General features: G+C 70.2%; 17 protein-coding genes. 6 read left to right on the plus strand and 11 right to left on the minus strand.

Going from position 1 to position 17,669, the window contains the following annotated elements; genetic code table 11:
- The 8 genes from GXW71_RS05530 to GXW71_RS05565 form a co-directional block, all read right to left on the minus strand.
- Positions 1-870, minus strand: coding sequence for a fumarate hydratase (locus tag GXW71_RS05530; protein ID WP_211851412.1), 870 nt, complete (start codon positions 868-870; stop codon positions 1-3).
- A gap of 4 nt (positions 871-874) precedes the next feature.
- Positions 875-1,660 carry an enoyl-CoA hydratase/isomerase family protein gene (locus GXW71_RS05535; RefSeq protein ID WP_211851413.1) on the minus strand — a complete coding sequence of 262 codons (786 nt, stop codon included), beginning with the start codon at positions 1,658-1,660 and terminating at the stop codon, positions 875-877.
- Between the two features lie 13 nt (positions 1,661-1,673).
- Positions 1,674-2,651 carry a Bug family tripartite tricarboxylate transporter substrate binding protein gene (locus tag GXW71_RS05540; RefSeq protein WP_211851414.1) on the minus strand — a complete coding sequence of 326 codons (978 nt, stop codon included), beginning with the start codon at positions 2,649-2,651 and terminating at the stop codon, positions 1,674-1,676.
- A gap of 4 nt (positions 2,652-2,655) precedes the next feature.
- Positions 2,656-3,627 (minus strand): Bug family tripartite tricarboxylate transporter substrate binding protein, encoded by a 972-nt coding sequence (locus tag GXW71_RS05545; RefSeq protein ID WP_211851415.1) that lies wholly within the window; start codon positions 3,625-3,627, stop codon positions 2,656-2,658.
- Between the two features lie 23 nt (positions 3,628-3,650).
- Complete coding sequence (locus GXW71_RS05550) at positions 3,651-4,277, minus strand: carboxymuconolactone decarboxylase family protein (protein ID WP_211851416.1); 627 nt, start codon at positions 4,275-4,277, stop codon at positions 3,651-3,653.
- 12 nt (positions 4,278-4,289) lie between these two features.
- A complete protein-coding gene (locus GXW71_RS05555; protein WP_211851417.1) occupies positions 4,290-5,528 on the minus strand; it encodes a CaiB/BaiF CoA transferase family protein in 1,239 nt (412 codons plus the stop codon).
- A complete protein-coding gene (locus GXW71_RS05560; protein WP_246526310.1) occupies positions 5,521-6,198 on the minus strand; it encodes a glutathione S-transferase family protein in 678 nt (225 codons plus the stop codon). The genes GXW71_RS05555 and GXW71_RS05560 overlap by 8 nt, the downstream gene beginning before the upstream one ends.
- Positions 6,199-6,500: 302 nt before the next feature.
- Positions 6,501-7,262 carry a GntR family transcriptional regulator gene (locus GXW71_RS05565; RefSeq protein WP_211851418.1) on the minus strand — a complete coding sequence of 254 codons (762 nt, stop codon included), beginning with the start codon at positions 7,260-7,262 and terminating at the stop codon, positions 6,501-6,503.
- A gap of 213 nt (positions 7,263-7,475) precedes the next feature.
- On the opposite strand from GXW71_RS05565, the gene GXW71_RS05570 reads away from it, so the two are divergent.
- A complete protein-coding gene (locus GXW71_RS05570) occupies positions 7,476-8,360 on the plus strand; it encodes an alpha/beta fold hydrolase (protein WP_211851419.1) in 885 nt (294 codons plus the stop codon).
- Between the two features lie 6 nt (positions 8,361-8,366).
- Here the strand turns inward: GXW71_RS05570 and GXW71_RS05575 are convergent, their stop codons facing one another.
- Together GXW71_RS05575 and GXW71_RS05580 are read right to left on the minus strand one after the other, a co-directional pair.
- Positions 8,367-8,996 (minus strand): LysE family translocator, encoded by a 630-nt coding sequence (locus GXW71_RS05575; RefSeq protein ID WP_211851420.1) that lies wholly within the window; start codon positions 8,994-8,996, stop codon positions 8,367-8,369.
- A gap of 90 nt (positions 8,997-9,086) precedes the next feature.
- Positions 9,087-9,788 (minus strand): GntR family transcriptional regulator, encoded by a 702-nt coding sequence (locus GXW71_RS05580; protein ID WP_211851421.1) that lies wholly within the window; start codon positions 9,786-9,788, stop codon positions 9,087-9,089.
- Positions 9,789-9,857: 69 nt separating this feature from the next.
- Between GXW71_RS05580 and GXW71_RS05585 the strand changes: the two genes are divergently transcribed.
- From GXW71_RS05585 to GXW71_RS05600, 4 genes are all read left to right on the plus strand, one after another.
- Positions 9,858-10,586: an HAD-IA family hydrolase gene (locus GXW71_RS05585; protein WP_211851422.1), complete on the plus strand. Its 729-nt coding sequence runs from the start codon at positions 9,858-9,860 to the stop codon at positions 10,584-10,586.
- A 57-nt stretch (positions 10,587-10,643) separates the two neighbouring features.
- Complete coding sequence (locus GXW71_RS05590; RefSeq protein WP_211851423.1) at positions 10,644-11,774, plus strand: mandelate racemase/muconate lactonizing enzyme family protein; 1,131 nt, start codon at positions 10,644-10,646, stop codon at positions 11,772-11,774.
- Between the two features lie 54 nt (positions 11,775-11,828).
- Complete coding sequence (locus GXW71_RS05595) at positions 11,829-13,196, plus strand: LLM class flavin-dependent oxidoreductase (protein WP_367617250.1); 1,368 nt, start codon at positions 11,829-11,831, stop codon at positions 13,194-13,196.
- A gap of 132 nt (positions 13,197-13,328) precedes the next feature.
- Positions 13,329-14,498, plus strand: coding sequence for a M23 family metallopeptidase (locus GXW71_RS05600; RefSeq protein ID WP_211851424.1), 1,170 nt, complete (start codon positions 13,329-13,331; stop codon positions 14,496-14,498).
- 196 nt (positions 14,499-14,694) lie between these two features.
- Here the strand turns inward: GXW71_RS05600 and GXW71_RS05605 are convergent, their stop codons facing one another.
- Entirely contained in the window at positions 14,695-15,099 is a 405-nt protein-coding gene (locus GXW71_RS05605) for a PRC-barrel domain-containing protein (RefSeq protein ID WP_246526312.1), read from the minus strand.
- Positions 15,100-15,423: 324 nt separating this feature from the next.
- On the opposite strand from GXW71_RS05605, the gene GXW71_RS05610 reads away from it, so the two are divergent.
- Positions 15,424-17,628, plus strand: coding sequence for a hypothetical protein (locus GXW71_RS05610; protein ID WP_211851425.1), 2,205 nt, complete (start codon positions 15,424-15,426; stop codon positions 17,626-17,628).
- Positions 17,629-17,669 lie beyond the last annotated feature (41 nt).

Below are 17,669 nucleotides of genomic sequence, written 5' to 3' on the forward strand. Positions count from 1 at the left end.
CTATTCGATGCGCTCGATGCGCCCATCCTCATAGAGGCGGGCGCGGGTGCGGCGGTTGATCCAGCAGTTGAAGGCCACGGCCACCGGGGTGAAGCCATGGCCGGCGGAATACTCGACATGAACGCCGAGGGCCGTGGTGTCGCCACCGGTGCCCATCGGCCCGAAGCCGGTCGCATTCACCGCCTTCAGCAGCCGTTCCTCCATCGCCGCCAGGATCGGCTCCGGGTTGACGGTGCCGTAGGGACGCAGCGTCGCGCGGGCGGCGAGCTTGGCGCAATGATCGAAGCTGCCGCCGATGCCGACGCCGATCATCACCGGCGGGCAATGCTGCGACCCCGCCTTCAGCACACACTCCATGACGTAGCGCTCGATCTGCTCCAGCGTCGGGAAGGTGAAGATCTCGAGCGCCGCCCAGCGGCCGGAACCCAGCGCCTTGGGCTGGCAGGTGATCTCGACATGCTCGGCGCCATCGATCACGTCCCAGGTGATCAGCGGCATGTCCTTGCCGCGATAGCCGCGCTCGTTGGTGAGCGGGTTGGTCACGTGCTTCAGCAGCGGTGGGTTGGTGGTGGCAACCAGTTCCTCGAAGCCGTCGGCGACCGCGCGCTTGATGTCGCCCTCCAGCCTGACCCCCGTGCCGATGGCGATGACATAGGTGGGCACGCCGGAATCGGAGCAGACCAACCGGTCCCGCGTCTCCGCCGCGATGGCGCTCTGCAGCAGGATATGGAGGGTGCGCTTCGCGCCCTCATGGGTTTCGGTCTCGCGCGCGCGGCGCAGCGCATCCAGCGTGTCGTCCGGCACCTTGCGCAGCGACCATTCGTAGAGCTTGGCCGTCGCCTCCTTCATCATCGCATAGGTGATGGGCATGGCGTCAGCGTCCCTTGAACACCGGCTTGCGCTTCTCCGCGAAGGCGCGCTGGGCTTCCTTCGTATCCTCGGTCGTCGACAGCGCGACGGTCTGCGACTGCTCGTAGCGGTAGCCGTCATGCAGCGGCAGCTCCTCCGTCAGCGTGAAGGACCGCTTGGCCGCGCGCGTCGCCAGCGGCACCTTGGCCGCGATCTCCCGCGCGATGCCGCGGGCGGTGTCCATTAGCGCCGCATCCGGGACGCAGGCCGAGACCACGTTCATGCGCAGGAGCTCGGGCCCGGTGATGCGGCGCGCGGTGTGGATCATCAGCCGCGCATCGGACTGGCCGAAATGCCTGATCACATGGCGCACGCCGCCGGCGAGCCCGACATCGACCTCGGTCATCGACAGGAAGGCGCTCTCGCTTGCCACCAGGATGTCGCAGCAGAGTGCCAGCACGCAGCCGGCACCGATCGCCGGGCCGTTGATCGCGGCGATGACTGGCGTGCCGCATTCCATGACGCAGTCGAAGCTGGCACGGACCAGGCGGTTGTGCCGTGGATAGGCGCCGGGTTCATTCGCCAGCCCCGGCCTTTCCTTCAGGTCGGCTCCGGCGGAGAAGGCACGGCCTTCGCCGGTCAGGATGATGGCGCGCACATCGGGCAGGTCGTGCAGCGTGTCGAAGATGCGGATGATCTCCTCGCGGAAGCGCCGGTTCTGCGCGTTCACCGGCGGCCGGCGCATCGTCACGACAGCCACGTGCTCGGCGATCTCGACCGCGAAGCCTTCCAGATCCGTCAACCCGTCCATGATGCGTTCTTCCTCATTCTGCCCTGATGCCCGCCGCTGTTATCACTGCCTTCCAGCGCTCCGATTCCGCGCGGATGGTCGCGGCCAGCGCCTCCGGGGTGCCGCCCGCCGGCTCCTCGCCAAGCTCCGTCATCCGACGGCGGAATTCCGGTTCGGCCAGGATCGTGTTCACCACGGCATTCAGCCGTGCGATGGCGGCGGGCGGCGTGGCCGCCGGTGCCGCCAGATAGTTGAAGGGCGCCGCGTCGAAGCCGGGCAGGGTCTCGGCGATCGCCGGCAGCTCCGGCACCAGGGCCGAGCGCTGCGGCGTGCTGACCGCGAGCGCGCGCACGCCGCCACTCCGCGCATGCGGCAGCAGGACCGACAGCGTGTCGATGGCGATCTGCACATTGCCGGCCAGCAGCTCGGTGATCCCAGGGCCGGTGCCGCGGAACGGCACGTGCAGCATCTCGATCCCCGCCATGTGCTTCAGCATCTCGCCGGCGAGATGGCTGGAGGAGCCGATGCCGGCGCTCGAGAATGCGAGGCGGCCGGGCTCCGCCTTGGCCAGCGCGATCAGCGCCGGCACCGAGCGCGCGGGCACGGAGGGATGCAGGCAGAGCAGGTTCGGCGCCCGCTTGACGCCGACGACCGGCGCGAAGTCGCGCTCGGGGTCGTAGGGCAGGCTCCGCATCAGATGCGGGTTGATGATCTGCGGCCCCGGCGTGCCGTAGAGCAAGGTCAGCCCGTCCGGCGCGGCGCGCGCGACGAGCTGCGCGCCGAGCGTGGCGCCGCCACCGGGCCGGTTCTCGACCACCACGGGCTGGCCGAGGGCGGCCGCCATGGGTTCGGCCAGCATGCGCGCCGTCTGGTCGGCCGACCCGCCCGCGGCGAAGGGCACGATCAGGCGGAGCGGCCGCGTTGGTGCCCAGGACGCGGTCCCTTGGGCGATGGCGCCGCGCGGGCCGATGGCGAGGCCGGCCAAGCCGGCGAATAGGAGGCGGCGATCCATGACGCTATTCCAGCCGGATGCCCGCGGCGCGGACGACCTCGCCCCATTTGGCAGCCTCCGCGCGGAGGAGGCCGGCGAAGGCCTCCGGCGTGCCGCCGACGAGGTTGCCGCCCTGGTCGAGCAGCGCACGACGCGTGTCGCCATCCTCGAGCGCCGCGAGCAGGGCGCGATGCAGGACCGCGATGCGGTCGGGCGGCGTGCCGGCCGGTGCGAGCAGCCCGTACCAGGTGTCGGATTCGACGCCGGGGACGCCGGCCTCCGCCACGGTCGGCACCTCCGGCAGCGCCGCCGAGCGCCCCGGCGCAGTGACGCCGAGCGCGGTGACGCTGTTGCTGCGGATATGCGGCAGCAGCACCGGGATATCGCCCATCATCATGTCGATCTGGCCGGCGAGCAGGTCGGTCACGGCGGGCGCCGCGCCGCGATAGGGCACATGCGTCAGCTCGATCCCCGCCCGCAGCCGCAAGAGCTCGGCCGCCATCTGCAGCGTGCTGCCATTGCCGGCCGAGCCATAGGTGATCTGCCGCGGCCGGCGCCGGGCCTCGGCCAGGAAGTCCTGCAGCGTCGCGACGGGCAGCGCCTTACCCACCACCATCACCTGCGGCACCGCCAGCACCTGCCCGATGGGGAGCAGGTCGCGCAGCGGGTCATAGGGCATGCGCGGCATCAGATGCGGCAGGATGACGAGCGCGCCGGTGGAGGCGAGCACGATGCTGTGCCCATCCGGCCGGCTGCGCGCGGCGGCCTCCACGCCCACCACGCCGCCGGCGCCGGAGCGGCTCTCGACCACGACCGGCTGGCCGAGGCGCTGGCCCATCACCCGCCCGATCAGGCGGGCGATGGCGTCGGCCGGCCCGCCGGCGGCGAAAGGCACGATCAGCCGCACCGGCTGGGTCGGGAAATCCTGCGCATGGGCGCCGCGGATGCCGGCGCAGCAGGCCAGCAGCGCCGCGGTTGCCTGGCGTCTGGTTGGCATGGCTCCCTCCCTCCTGCTCTTCTTCAGGCTGCGCCGGTGCCGACGGGGCTGCGCGACCTTGCCGGCGGCAGCGGCGTCAGGCCGCCGGCGGCGGCCGGCAATTCGGACAACGGCGGCGTGACGCCTTCGGGCAGCGGGATCTCATGCGCGTTGAGCGCCATCGAGACCATCGTGTAGTAGCCGATGAGGGCGGTGAGCTCGACGACGCCCGTGACACCCCAGCGCGCCTCCGCGGCGCGGTAGGTGGCGAGTGGCACTTGGCCGGATTGCTGGAGCTGGCGCGCGAACTCATAGACCAGCGCATCCTCGGCGCTGTCGAATTCGGGCGGCTCGCCCACCCGGATCGCGGCGATCGCGGCCTCCGGCAGGCCGGCTTCGGCGGCGGCGCGCGCATGCACCCACCATTCGACCTGGCTGGTCCAGCGCCGCCCGGTCACGATGATCGCGAGCTCATTGAGCCGCCGGGGCAGGGAGGTGCCGTAGCGCAGGATCTCGCCCAGCGCCGACCAGCGCGCGGCCAGCGCCGGATTGTGGATGATGGCGCGGAGCGGGCCGACGATGGTGCCGCGCGGGCCGGCGACGACCGCGTCGTGCACGGTGCGCTGCGCGGGCGTCATCTCATCCGGCGTCGGCAGGGGAATGCGGGGCATGTCGAACCTCTCTCAGATCACCTGGGCCGCGGAGAGCGCGGCGATCTCGGCCTCGCCGAAGCCGATCTCGCGCAGGATCTCGTCGGTGTGCTGGCCGAGCAGCGGGGGTGCGCGTTCGAAGGCGAGCGGCGCCTCGGCGAAGTTCATCGGGCTGACCACCTGCGGCACGCTGCCGGCGGCCGGGTGCGGCAGGCGCCGCAGCATTTGGCGATGGATCATCTGCGGATCCTCGAAGACCTGCGCGATGGTGTTGATGGGTGCGCAGGGCACGCCCGCCACCTCCAGCGCCGCGGTGAGGTCGGTTTTGGCGAAGTCTTGGAAGCGCTCGGCCAGCAGCGCCGACAGCGCCGCGCCGTTCTGCACGCGCGCGGCGTTGCGGGCGAAGCGTTCATCGGTCGCCCATTCCGGCCGGCCGATCGCCGCGCAAAGCTTGGCGAACTGGCCGTCATTGCCGACCGCGAGCACGATCTGCCCATCCGCGCAGGGGAACACGTCCTGCGGCTGGATATTGGGATGGCGGTTGCCGCCCTGCTGCGGCGTGCGGCCGCCGACCAGCCAGTTCATCGCCTGGTTCGCCAGGAAGGCGGCCTGCACATCGAACATCGCGAGGTCGATGGTCTCGCCCTGGCCGGTCTCCGCCCGGCGCGCCAGCGCGGCCAGGATGGCGACCGCGGCGTACATGCCGGTCATCAGGTCGACGATCGGCACGCCGACCTTCTGCGGGCCGCCGCCTGGCGCGTCCTGGCGTTCGCCGGTGACGCTCATCAGCCCGCCCATGGCCTGGATCGCGAAGTCATAGGCGGCCTGGTCGCGGCGCGGCCCGTCCTGGCCGAAGCCGGTGACCGCGCAATGGATCAGGCGGGGATTCGCCGCGCGCAGCGACGCCGCATCCAGCCCGTAGCGCGCCAGGGCGCCCGGCTTGAAGTTCTCGATCGCCACATCGGCCTGCATCGCCAGGCGCCGGATGATCGCCTGGCCTTCCGGCTTCGCGAGATCCACGGTGAGCGAGCGCTTGCCGCGATTGACCGCAAGGAAATAGCCGGCGTCGCGCGTCGGGTTGCCGTCGGCGTCGGCCAGGAAGGGCGGCCCCCAGCCGCGGGTGTCGTCGCCCGCACCCGGCCGCTCCACCTTGATCACGTCGGCGCCGAGATCGGCCAGGATCTGCGTCGCCCAGGGCGCGGCCATGATCCGGCTGAGATCGAGCACCCGGACATGGGATAGTGGGCCGGTGCGGGCAGCCGCCTCAGGCATCGACGGCCTCCGTCGCCCGCGCCGAAGGACGCGCGCGGAAGCTCTCGTGCCAGCCGGCGAGGAGGGGGTGGCCATCGCGCCAGCCGAGATCCGCAAAGCGGAAGTCGAGGTAGGAGAGGCAGCAACCGATGGCGATGTGGCCGATGCCGTAGCGCGTCGCGTCGAGATCCGCGGCATCGGCTTCGAGCCGGTCGAGCGTGGTGCGGGTCTTGACCGCGAAGCTGTCGTGCAGCTCCGGCGACTGCCTCTGCTCCGGCTTGTCACGCTCGTTGCGCCAGAGGATGAGGATGTCGAGCAGCCCATTGCCGAGGGCGTGCCGGGCGAGCGCCTGCCAGCGCTCCGGCCCGGATGGCGGGAACAGGATGCCGCCGCCGGCGAGGCTGTCGAGATATTCGCAGATCACGACAGAATCGATCAGCACCGACCCATCGGCCAGCACCAAGGTCGGGATCTTGCTGAGGGGGTTGTCGGGCAGCAGGTCGAGGTTCGGCTGCGTCATGCGGACCACGGTGCGCAGGCAGTCGATGCGGTCGGCGAGGCCGAGCTCATGCGCTGCCACCATCACCTTGCGCACGAAGGGCGAGCGCGGCGACCAGTGCAGCTTCATGCGTGCGGCGGGCAGGGGATTTTGTTCTGACAGGACGGCTTCCTCCACGGTGACGGCCGGCAAACATTAGCCATATCAGCTAGGATTATGACCTTTTAGGATCGCCCCCTTGCGGCTGTCCAGAGGCTTTCGCGTGCGGACCGGTCGCCTGACTGGTTCGGGACCAAGCGGCCACCATCCTCCGTCGCCAAGGCTTCGGAGGATCAAAGCCACGCGGCCGCAGGCCGCCACCCATCCCTGCGGGGTGAGCGAAGCGATACCCCGGGGCCGCGAATGCGGCCCCGCGCGCGACCGACAGTCGCCGCCGGTGCGCCCTGACAGCGCGCAAGCCAAGCGGCCGGAGGCCGCGCCCGGCGCCTGAGGGCTTATTTAAGCTTCACATCCAGCCGCACGACGTCGCCGCGATAGATGCCATCCGCGACCAGGATCCTGACGCCGCGCGCATCGACGGCGGCCCGGTGCACATAGGCGACGGGCGCGTTCAGCGGCAGGTTCAGCGCGGCCGCCGCTTCCACATCCGCGGCGCCGATGGTCAGCGTCTGCCGGGCATCGCCGATCCGGATGCCGGGGATGCTGGCCACCAGCTTCAGCGCGGTCTTGCTGCGCAGGTCGGCATCGGTGACCTTGGGCCGCAGCCGCTCATCCAGATAGACATCCGCCAGCAGGAAGGGCTGCCCGCCGCGCCAGTGGCGGCGGCGCAGGTGGCGATAGCGCGGTGCCGGCCGGCCGATGCCCTCCGGCACGGGCGCGCCTTCGGGCAGCGGCGCGTCGGACAGGATCTCGATCTCGGCCCCTTCGCGGGAGCGCAGCAGGCCGGACCAGTCGGTCTCGACCTCGCACCAGAGCCGTTCCTTGGTGGCCTCGCGGACGAAGGTGCCCTTGGCGCGGAAGCGCTCGATCAGCCCTTCCTTCTCGATCTGATCGAGCGCCTGGCGGATGGTGGCACGCGCCACGCCGCATTCGGCGGAGAGATCGTCGACCGTCGGGATCTGCTGGCCGGTCCGCCAGGCGCCCTGCTCGATCCTGTTGCGGAACAGCGTCGCGAGCTGGATGTAGCGCGGCACGGCGCTGCGGTTCAGATCCAGCGCCGGCGCGCCGGCAGCCGCGGCCCTCGTGGTGGCATCCATCCATCAATCCCTTCCGGCGGCGCGGACGGCGCCACGCGACCTCTGTCGAAGCTAGGGGCAAATAAGACGAAAGGCCAGCTCATGCGCCTTTTACCGGCGGCCTGACCACGCAATCATAGGGCAATCAACTGGGCTATTGACAGCAGAGATGCCGGCGCGCACTCGTCGTGGGGCAAGCGCGCCGGCCAACCGGCGCGTCCGGGGGAATGTCCAATGACCAAGCGCCGCGCTCCGAAGCCGATCCGCGATGCCGTCCTCGGTGCCTGCGTGGCACTCGCCGCCGCGGCGTCGCCCAGCCTAGCCGAGGGCGTCGAGCGCGGGGTCGTGGAGCGCGGGCCGGTGCGGATCGAGGTCCTGGCGCAGGGCAGCGGCCCGGCGGTGGTCCTGCTGCCCTCGCTCGCCCGAGGTGCCGAGGATTTCGATCAGCTCGCGGCGCTGATCGCGGCGGCCGGCTTCCGCGTCATCCGGCCGGAGCCGCGCGGCATCGGCGGCTCGGCGGGACCGGTGGAGGGCCTCACCCTCTATGACCTCGCGGCGGATGCCGCGCTGGCGATCGAGGCCGATGCCGGCGGCCGTGTGGCGCCCGTCATCGTCGCGGGCCATGCCTTCGGCAACTGGGTCGCGCGGGCGCTGTCGGCGATCCGGCCGGAGCTGGTGCGCGGCGTCGTGCTGCTGGCGGCGTCCATCGGCACCGAGATCGATCCCGGCATCCGCGCCTCGATCAACGGCAGCTTCGATCCGGCGCTGCCGGAGGCGGAGCGCCTGCGCCACCTGCAGCGCGGCTATTTCGCGCCCGGCAACGACGCCCGGGTCTGGCTCACGGGCTGGCATCCGGCGGTCGCGCGGATGCAGCGCGCCGCGACGGCCGCGACCCCGGACCGGAGCTGGCAGCGCGTCGCTGACCGCGTGCCGGTGCTCTATGTCGCGGCCGTGGAGGATACCATCGCGCCGCTGCCGACGCTGGCACGGCTCCAGCAGGAGCTCGGGCCGCGCGTCACGTTGGCGGAGGTCGCGCGCGCCGGCCATGCCCTGTTGCCCGAGCAGCCGGAGGCGACCGCGGCGGCGCTGATCCGCTTCGCCCGCGAGCTGCCTCAGTAAGCTCTGTTACCTGCGCGTCGCCATCGCCGCGGTGACCCCGAGGCCGATGAAGGATGTGCCAGCGAACCAGCGCTGGAAGCGCAGGAAGCGTCGGCTGCGGCGGAGGAAGTCGCCGGCGGCCCCGGCCACCAGCGCGAACATCGCATCGCTCATGATGCCGAGGCCCATGAAGGTGAGGCCGAGGATCAGGATCTGCCAGTGCAGCGCGCCGCGCGCGGGATCGACAAATTGCGGCAAGAAGGCGAGGAAGAAGATCGCCGTCTTCGGGTTGAAGAGGTTGACCAGGAAGCCGTCGCGGAAGACGCGGCGCAGCGAGTCGGCGCGCACCACCGGCGCATCGGGATCAGGGTCCCGTGCCATGATGGTGCGGATGCCGATCCAGATGAGATAGGCAGCGCCGAGATACTTCACGATCGCGAAGGCGAGGGCCGAGGAGACGAGCAGGGCCGAAAGCCCGACCGCTGCCGCGACGATGTGGACGATGGTGCCGAGATGGATGCCGAGCACCGAGACCAGCCCCGCCGCCCGTCCCCGTTCCACCGAGCGCGCGACGATGTAGAGCACCGCCGGGCCCGGCGTCAGCAGCAGCACCAGCGACGCCACGACGAACAACCCCCACAAGGTCGGATCGGGCACGGATCTTCTCCTTTTGTGTCTCTTTTCACGACCAAGCCACGCCGCGTCGGCGGCGGCAAGTGGCTTCGATCGGTCGCAAGTCATCACGCTCTACCCGGCCCGCCGGGCCCGGAGCCGCTGCACCAGCAGGTCGCCCGTCGCGCGGACATGCTGCTTCAGCAAGGCGCAGGCCTGCGCCGCGTCCCGAAGCCGGCACGCGTCCAGGATTGCGCGGTGTTCCTGCTGCGATTGCTCCAGATGCTCCGTCTCGTCCCAGGTGAAGCGCAGGTAGCGCTCGAAATTGATCCGCAGCGTGGCGATCATCGCGAGTGTCCTCTCCCGGCGGGCCGGGGCATAGAGCGCCTCGTGGAAGCGGGCGTTCAGGGCGATGATCCGGTCCGTCGATCGTGCCGTGTCGAGTTCGCCCAGGCTCCGCTCGGCCATGGCGAGGTCCGCCTTCGTCATCAGGGGGATCGCCCATTCCAGGGCCTGCGCCTCGATCAGGCTCCGGAGCTGGGTTGTCTCCCAGGCCTCCTCGGGGTTCATGTGCGCGACGCTGACGCCGCGCCGGGCCTCCGCCGTCAGGACCCCTTCGGCCACGAGCTGCCTGAACGCCTCGCGGGCGATCATCTGGCTGACGCCGAAGCGGATGGCGACAGCGTCCTGCCGCAGCCGCTCACCCTCCGGCAAGGCGCCGCGCAGGATCTGCCGGCGGAGTGCGTCCGCCACCACGGCGGATGCCGGGCGCGGCGCCTCCGCGGCATCCGGAAGCCTTGCGCTGGAAGGGTGCGGCACGCGGAAGATCTCCATCATGGGGGCGTCTTGCGATCTTAACGATAAACGATTATCGCTAATCTTCAAGGAGCCTGAACGGAGCCCCCGATGCCCTTCCGCCTCTCCGATTTCGACGCCGTGACCTTCGACGTCTTCGGAACGCTCATCGACTGGGAGCCCGCCATCGTCGCCTTCCTGCGCCGCTGGGCCGATGGCCACGACAGGTCCGCCCCATCGGATGCGGAACTGCTGATGGCGTTCGACCGCGCCCGGGCGGTGTTCCAGGCGGAGCGTCCGGCGTATCTCTATCCGGACATCCTGCGCCGCTGCTTCGACCACATCGCGGCGGAATTCGGCATCCCCGCCGACGCGGCGACGCGGGACGCCTTCGCCGCTTCCCCGCATGCCTGGCCGGCCTACGCCGACAGTCATGTCGGGCTGGCGACGCTGCAGCGGCACGCGAAGATCGGCGCGCTCAGCAATATCGACGACGCTTCGCTCCAAAGCGCCTGCCGCCATCTCGATATCCGGTTCGACATCCTGGTCACCGCTGAGAGGGTCGGCGCCTACAAGCCGGACTGGCCGCATTTCCACACGGCAATCGCGGATCTCGAGGCGCTGGGCATCCCGCGCGGGCGGATCCTCCATGTCGGCCAGAGCCTGCGGGCGGACATCACGCCCGCCAATCGCCTCGGCCTCACATGCGCCTGGATCAATCGCCCCAGCCGCGCCCTTGGGCTGTCGGGCGAAGGCGCGGCGCAGGCTCGTCCGGATCTCACGGTGTCCAGCCTCGCGGCGCTGGTCGCGATGCTCACCGGCGAACAGGCCATTGCCTGATCCCGGCCCGGATGTGCTCCATGGCCGGCGCGGCCTGGGCATGGAAGGGTACGGCGCATGCGCATCATCGCGATCGCGGCCTGCGAGTTCTCCCGGACCCTGTCGGGCGCGGCCTGGAATCCTGTCTCCCGGTGGCGGGAACGTCGCGCGCCCATCCTGCGGCTGACCGCCTCCGATGGGATCACCGGCATCGGGGAGGGATGGTCGCGGCAGCAGGACATCGCGGCGTTCTTCGAACGGCTTCGCCTGGTGGCGCCGCTGCTTCTTGGCGCTGACCCGCTTGATCCGATGGGGCTGAGCGGCGGCCTGCCCGCCGCGGCCGGCTGGGCCGGCGCCGCGGTCGCCAGCGCGATCGATATGGCGCTCTGGGACATGCGGGCGAAGCGCGAGGGCCGGTCGCTGCATGCGGCGCTCGGCGGGACGCGGCGCGTGGTGCCGGTCTATGCGAGCGGCGGCCTCTACGTCGACGGCAAGGGGCCCGAGGCGCTGGCTACCGAGATGGCCGGCTATGTCGCGCAGGGCTTCACCGGCGTGAAGATGAAGATCGGCGCCTTGTCCTTCGCGGAGGATCACGCACGGGTCCGCATCGTGCGGCAGGCCATCGGGCCGCGGACGGAGCTGTTCGTCGATGCGGTCAATCAGCTCGATCGCGACGGCGCGCTGCTCTGGTCGCGCCGCCTCGCCGATCTCGGCGTCGCCGGCTTGCAGGCGCCGTTGCCCTTCGACGATATCGAGGGCATGGCGATGCTGCAGCGCCAGGGATCCGTGCCGGTCATCGCCTCGGAGGCCGAGTTCCGCCCCGAGGTCTTCCAGTGCCTGCTGCGCGAGAAGGCGGTCGGCATGCTGCAATTCTGCGTCGGGCTCTGCGGCGGGCCGAGCCGCGCGCTGGCGTTGATCGCCGAAGCCGCGGCGCATGGCGTGACCGCGACCCCGCAATGCCACGCGACCGCGGTCCTGCAGGCGGCGAGCCTGCATCTCGGCGGCGCGCATCCGAATGCTGGCAGGGTCGAGTTCCACATGTTCCACGACCATCTCCATGACCTGCTGCCGCCGGGCATGCGGGCGCCGCGTGCCGGCTGCCTCTCCGTCGATGGCGTGACGGGACTCGGCATCGCGCCCGAGGCCCTCGACGCGCCGCGCGCCCCGGATACGGGAGAGATCCGGACGCTGTGGTCGATGGCTGCTTGACGGCGCCGTCGCACGATTCCTAGCCTTGTTGCCGCTCGAGCCAAGGACAGCACCGTGACGGATGACGACGGCCGGCAGCGGCCGAAGATGAACCTCATGGCGAGCCTGATCGGGCTCGGCAACCATCTCGGCGGCTGGCGCCATCCGGAGGCCTGGTGGCCGAACACCATGAATTTCGACCATGCGGTCGAGATCGCGAAACTCGCGGAATCCGGCAAGCTCGACCTGCTCTTCCTCGCCGACGGCAATGCTGTCAGGCAGATGGACAAGCCGACGCTCTTCGCCGCGAACAGCCCGACCGACCGGCCCGCGGTGTTCGAGCCGCTGACCCTGCTCGCCGCACTGTCCCAGCACACCCGGCACATTGGCTTGTTCGCGACCGCCACCACCACCTATGACGAGCCCTATCTGCTGGCCCGCCGCTTCGCCTCGCTCGATCATCTCAGCAAGGGGCGCGCCTGCTGGAACGTCGTCACCGGATCTTACGCCGGAGATGCCGTGAATTTCGGCCGCGCCGAGCATGTCGCGCGCCATGAGCGCTATGCGCGGGCTCGGGAATTCGTCGAGGTCTGCCTCGGCCTCTGGGACAGTTGGGCCGAGGATGCCTTCATCGAGGACAAGGCGACGGGCCAGTATCTCGATCCGACCAAGGTACAGCGCCTGGACCATGAGGGGCGGTTCTTTTCGGTCCAGGGGCCGCTGAATGTCGCGCGGCCGCCGCAGGGCCATCCGCTGCTTTTCATGGCCGGGCAATCCGAGCCGGGGCGGGAACTCGCCGCGGAGTTCGCCGAAGGCGTCTTCTCGGTCAGCCTGACCAGGGAGGAAGGCCAGGCCTTCTACGCCGATATGAAGGGACGGATGGCGAAATTCGGCCGCGACCCGGCATCGCTCCGCATCCTGCCGGGCTGCACCGTCTATGTCGGGCGGAGCGAGGCCGAGGCCGACGAACTCTATGGCGAGCTGCAGTCGCTGATCCGGCCGGAGCTCGGCGTCGCCTATCTCTCGAAATTCGTCGAGATGGATCTGAGCCCGTATCCGATCGACGGCCCGCTGCCCGATCTCTCCGGCGAGATCCTCGCCATGCAGAGCTACCGCCACGCGATCGCGGAGATGGCGACGCGCGAGAACCTCACCATCCGCCAGACCTATCAGCGCATCGTGCCCTCGATGGGGCATGTGGTGTTCAAGGGCGATGCGCTGCAGGTCGCCGACCAGATGGAGGATTGGTACCGGAGCGACGCCTGCGATGGCTTCAATGTCGGGCTGCCGATGATGCCGCGCTGCCTCCGGGACTTCGTCACGCTGGTGGTGCCGGAGCTGCAGCGGCGCGGGCTGTTCCGCACGGAGTATGCGGGCGGCACGCTGCGCGAGACGATGGGATTGCCGCGCCCGGTACGCCGGCTTCGCGCGCCGGCGCGTTGAACGCCGGGCACGGTTCGTGGCGCTGGCGCCACGAACTGTCGCTCGACGGCATTGCCACTGATCGCTAGCGTCGGGCGCGCTGCCAGGCCGGCGGGTCTCCACCCGCCACCGCGCATTCTTGGGGAGCGTCCGATGTCTCTCGCCCGCCATCTCCTGGCGTTCGCGTGGCTGCTCGCCGCTGCTTCTGCGCAAGCCGCCGATCCGCCGGTCACGCCGCTCCTTGGCGAGGTGATGGCGGTGCCACGGGCCGTGCGCGGCTCCGATCTGCGCCAGCACCTGGTCTATGAGCTCCGCTTCGCCAATGTCACGAACCGCTCGGTCACCCTGACCCGGATCGCGGTGCTCGACCGCGCCAGCGGCGCCGCGGTGCTGGAGATGGGACCGGATGCGATCGCCGCCCGCCTGTCGCCGGGCGGCGGGCGGGACGCCACCTCCGCCACGCTCGGCCCGCATCAGTTCGGCGTCGCTTTCCTGCATGTCGCCCTGGCGGAAGGGCAGCCGGTTCCGGCCGGCCTGCTGCACCAGGTCGATGCCAGCTTCGAAGGCCTCGGCAATATCCTGGGCATGCGGATCGCCACGACGGGCGTCGTCGCGACGCCGCCCCCGGTGCTCGGCCCGCCGCTGCGCGGCGCCGGCTATGTGGCGGGCGATGGTTGCTGCGATTCCGTCCGCCATGTGCGGGCGCTGCTGCCGCTCGGCGGCCGGCAGCACCTGGCGCAGCGCTTCGCCATCGACTGGGAGCGGATCGACGACCAGAACCGCCTGGTGGTCGGCGACCTCCGAGATGTCCGCAGCTACCACATTTTCGGTGATCCGGTCCTGGCGGTGGCCGATGGCGTGGTGGTGGAAGCACGGGACGGGCTGCCGGAGCAGGTGCCGGGCGCGCTGCCGGCGGGGCTGCCGATCGAGCAGGCGGACGGCAACTATGTGACGCTCGACATCGGCGGTGGCACCTTCGTGCTCTATGCCCATCTGCGATTGAACAGCCTGCGGGTCCGGACCGGCGATCGCGTCCAGCGTGGCGACCAGATCGGCGAGGTCGGCAATTCCGGCAACAGCCAGGCGCCGCATTTGCACCTGCAGGTGACCGACAGCCCGGCGAGCCTGGCCACCGACGGCATCCCCTATGTGTTCGACGCCTTCTTCGTCACCGCGGTGAATGAGGCGGGGACCGCCGATTTCGACCGTGCCGAGGCGACGGGGTCGCCGATGACCCTGACGCCGCGCAACCCGCCGCTGCGCCTGCGGGATGCGCTGCCGCTCGATCTCAGCATCGTCGAATTCCCTGGCGCGCCGCCCTAGGCGGAGACCTGGTCAAGAGACGACGAGCGAGCGGGAGTCGTTCAGAACGACGCCGTCAAAGCCTGACGCGCCCGAACGGTGGAGGCAGTGTCGCCAGTTGCTGGAGAGGTCGGCGCCATGCGGCACCTGGCGAGAAGCTGAACAATGGAACGCCGGCTGCCCTGTCGTTGGACGGGCAGCCGGCGAATAGCCTTGCTCAGTGGCCGATCACGCCATGTCGACCGTAGTAGTTGTCGACGTCAGCCGACCAGCCGGTGCTGCGATTGTACCAGTCGGCCGACGGATCGTAGCTCGGCGCGCCCTGGAACTGCTCCTTGGTCATGCCCGTGACGTAGCCGCCCTGGTTGGTATCGTATTTCAGCGCGCTCCAGGGCACCGGGTAGTAGTTGGTACCGATGCCGAGGAAGCCGCCGAAGGACAGCACCGCATAGGCGACCTTGCCGTCGGTCTTGCCGATCATCACGCTGTGGATGGAGCCGAGGTCGTTGCCCTGGGTATCGTAGACCGAGGTGCCTTCGACCTTGTCCGAGGAGATCAGGTTGGTGGTCTCGTCCCGCGCGACATCGCCGCTGCGGTCCGACATTCCGCTGCTCATGCTCATGGCAAGTCCTCCTGTTTTGGATGCAGGGAAAATGGATTTCATGCGGGTTTGGTTTCGACACGAATTCGGTAGTTGAGCGTTTGGCACACCGGCCCCTGCACGCCTCGACCGCACGCCGGCGTCAGAGCCGGCGGAGACCGCGGAGGGCGCTCGCTGAGCCGTAGCGAGCGCGGGCGATTGGAAGGCGCTTCCGTCCTCGCCGGCCTGGCCCGGTCGCCAGTGCCTTCGAGTTGATCCTTGTTCATCAACGCCTATGACGCGCGCTAGAATACCTGTAGCCGCCCGCCTTCACTGGCTGGCGGCACCGCCAGTAAGGGGCTGACGATGCAGAAAGCCAGTACTTCGGCAGTCAGCGTGCTCGATCGGCGCCCTCGCGCCGCGCGGCCGCTGGCCGTGGTGCTCGCCGCCGGGATGTTCTTCGCGGCGCTGGCGCCGTCTGCCCGGGTAACGGCCGAGACGGTGGCGCCGCTGACGCTCGCCGCCATGGCGGAGGCCGATGCGCGGCGCAGCCGTGCCCTGATGCGGATCGACACCGCCATCCGGACGCTTAGCGGCGCCGAGCGCGAAGCGCTGGAATTGCGCTTCGCGGCTCAGATCGACGCGGCGTTGCTGCCCATGCGAAGCGCGGTCGACGCCGCAAAGCGCGAGATCGATGCCAGCGTCGGCTTCCTCGATGCATTCTCCGCCGAGCAGCGGGACCTGAAGTTCCGTGAGGCCCTGGCTCGTGCGGGCCTCGCCGCGGCAGCGGAGACGCTGGCGCGCTCCCTGCAGGGGCGGATCGGACAGGAGATCGGCGCGCTCTACGAGCAGAATCTCGCCAGGCTGAACCAGATCCTGCGGGAGGAGTTTGCCGACCCGCTCGGTCCGCGGGCCGGCGCCCTGGTGCTGGCGGATCTGGCAGAGCGACTGGCGCGAGCCCCGCGCAGCGAGGTTGCCGGACTGCCTGCGGCGGATCCCGGAATGGGCGGGGAGGTGTCTGCGGTACCGCTCTTCGCCGGCGGCGCCGCCCTGGCTCTGCGCCGCGTGATGGTGGGACGGATTGGTGGCCAGATGCTGCAACGGCTCGGCGGCGGTCTGGCTGGCCCGGCGCTCGGCCGCGCTGCTGCGATCTTTGCTCTGTCGCCCGGCAAGGCGACAGGCGTCGGGATCGCGCTCGATGCAGGGATTGCCGCCCTCTCAATCGGTGCCTTCGTCCTGGAAGGCGGGCGGGCGACACGTACCGCCCTGCAGGACGAATTGGAGAGCTGGTTCATCCACCAGGTTGTCGCCCCGCTCCGCGATCCGGCAACACTGCGGGTGATCGCCGACGCCGCGATCGCCGGTGTCGAGGCGCAGCTCCGTCGTGATCGCGACGCGGCCGCCATGCTGGTCGCGCGCCGCTACGCTGGTGTCTTTGAACAGATGCGCTCACCCGGCTTCGCCGACTTCGCCGCCCGCAGTGGCGACGCCGCCCTGCGGCAGACCCTCTTTGCCGTGCCTGCGGTGTTCGGTGCGGACTTCGTCGATGTCGACTATGACGTGAAGGTCGAGCTCGCACTTCGCATCCTGCCGACTGATTCGGCGCGCCAGCTCGTGCAACGACACGGCCGGCGCTTCCTCGACCTGTTCCGCGCACATCCCGAAGATGCCGCCGACGTCGCAAATCGCACTGACGCTCCGCGCGCCTTTGCGCACATCCTGGCGGCTGGTAGCCCGCAGGACGAGCTCTTGCTCCTGCGTCGCGCTCTCGACCGCCTCGGCGCAATGGACGGCGCGCAGACCGCTGCACTCGTGCTTGCGCGGCGCTTGGCGCCGGCGGCGCCAGTCGAACTGGTCCATGCCGATGCGCTGGTCCGCCTCGCCGCAATCGCGGGGCCGCTGGAAGCAGCCGCGGCAACCCGGCCGGCGGAGACGAGCCGGCTCGTCGTGCAGGTGCTTGACGGCAGCCTGTCGCAAGCTGTGCTGACCCGCGTGCTGGGCCGCGCCGAGACGCCGGCGCTGCTCGAACTCCTCGATGCCGCCGGGCCGCAACGGTTCGAGGCGCTACTCGGGGTTGCTTCGCGCGAGGAAATCCTGCGCTACCTGCAGAGCGTGCCCGACGCCCAGCGGATCCTTTTGGCCGATGGGCCGGGCAGCCTCCGCTTCCATCAACTGCCAGCGGGAGGCGGCGTGCGCGCGGTTCTGGCGCGTGAGCGTGTGCGACAGCAGGTGGGCGGCAGCCTCGACGCGTCGGCGGAGGAGGCGCTCCGTTGGCTGCTTGCGCGCACGGATTTGGCTGCGGCGGAGATCGACTTCGGCTTGTTGCGGAACCTCCAGGCGCTCCATATCCCCGGCCCATTGTGGATCGACGGTCTCGCGGTGCCCGTGGCGGGGGTCATCGCGCGCACCGGTCTCCGCTTTCCCCTGCTGCTGCTGATTCTGCTGGCTGCCGCGCCTGCCATTGCCTGGTGGCTGCGGCTCTTCCCGCGCCGCGGCCTCCGCATCGGAGCCGTGACGCGCTCCGCAATCGCGGAAGCTGCGCGCAGGAAGTCCTTGCCGCGCGCATTCTGACGCAGCCCAGCGGCGCGAATCCAGGCACCGCTACGGCGTCG

It is taken from the genome of Plastoroseomonas hellenica (genome assembly GCF_018129085.1).
Lineage (GTDB): Bacteria > Pseudomonadota > Alphaproteobacteria > Acetobacterales > Acetobacteraceae > Plastoroseomonas > Plastoroseomonas hellenica.

What these genes read in the sequence shown, in the direction of transcription:
- GXW71_RS05570 (WP_211851419.1), top strand. Translation starts at nt 7,476, where the DNA reads ATGACCAAGCGCCGCGCTCCGAAGCCGATCCGCGATGCCGTCCTCGGT.
- GXW71_RS05555 (WP_211851417.1), bottom strand. Translation starts at nt 5,528, where the DNA reads ATGCCTGAGGCGGCTGCCCGCACCGGCCCACTATCCCATGTCCGGGTG.
- GXW71_RS05600 (WP_211851424.1), top strand. Translation starts at nt 13,329, where the DNA reads ATGTCTCTCGCCCGCCATCTCCTGGCGTTCGCGTGGCTGCTCGCCGCT.
- GXW71_RS05535 (WP_211851413.1), bottom strand. Translation starts at nt 1,660, where the DNA reads ATGGACGGGTTGACGGATCTGGAAGGCTTCGCGGTCGAGATCGCCGAG.
- GXW71_RS05585 (WP_211851422.1), top strand. Translation starts at nt 9,858, where the DNA reads ATGCCCTTCCGCCTCTCCGATTTCGACGCCGTGACCTTCGACGTCTTC.
- GXW71_RS05545 (WP_211851415.1), bottom strand. Translation starts at nt 3,627, where the DNA reads ATGCCAACCAGACGCCAGGCAACCGCGGCGCTGCTGGCCTGCTGCGCC.
- GXW71_RS05550 (WP_211851416.1), bottom strand. Translation starts at nt 4,277, where the DNA reads ATGCCCCGCATTCCCCTGCCGACGCCGGATGAGATGACGCCCGCGCAG.
- GXW71_RS05610 (WP_211851425.1), top strand. Translation starts at nt 15,424, where the DNA reads ATGCAGAAAGCCAGTACTTCGGCAGTCAGCGTGCTCGATCGGCGCCCT.
- GXW71_RS05540 (WP_211851414.1), bottom strand. Translation starts at nt 2,651, where the DNA reads ATGGATCGCCGCCTCCTATTCGCCGGCTTGGCCGGCCTCGCCATCGGC.
- GXW71_RS05530 (WP_211851412.1), bottom strand. Translation starts at nt 870, where the DNA reads ATGCCCATCACCTATGCGATGATGAAGGAGGCGACGGCCAAGCTCTAC.
- GXW71_RS05565 (WP_211851418.1), bottom strand. Translation starts at nt 7,262, where the DNA reads ATGGATGCCACCACGAGGGCCGCGGCTGCCGGCGCGCCGGCGCTGGAT.
- GXW71_RS05580 (WP_211851421.1), bottom strand. Translation starts at nt 9,788, where the DNA reads ATGATGGAGATCTTCCGCGTGCCGCACCCTTCCAGCGCAAGGCTTCCG.
- GXW71_RS05590 (WP_211851423.1), top strand. Translation starts at nt 10,644, where the DNA reads ATGCGCATCATCGCGATCGCGGCCTGCGAGTTCTCCCGGACCCTGTCG.
- GXW71_RS05605 (WP_246526312.1), bottom strand. Translation starts at nt 15,099, where the DNA reads ATGAGCATGAGCAGCGGAATGTCGGACCGCAGCGGCGATGTCGCGCGG.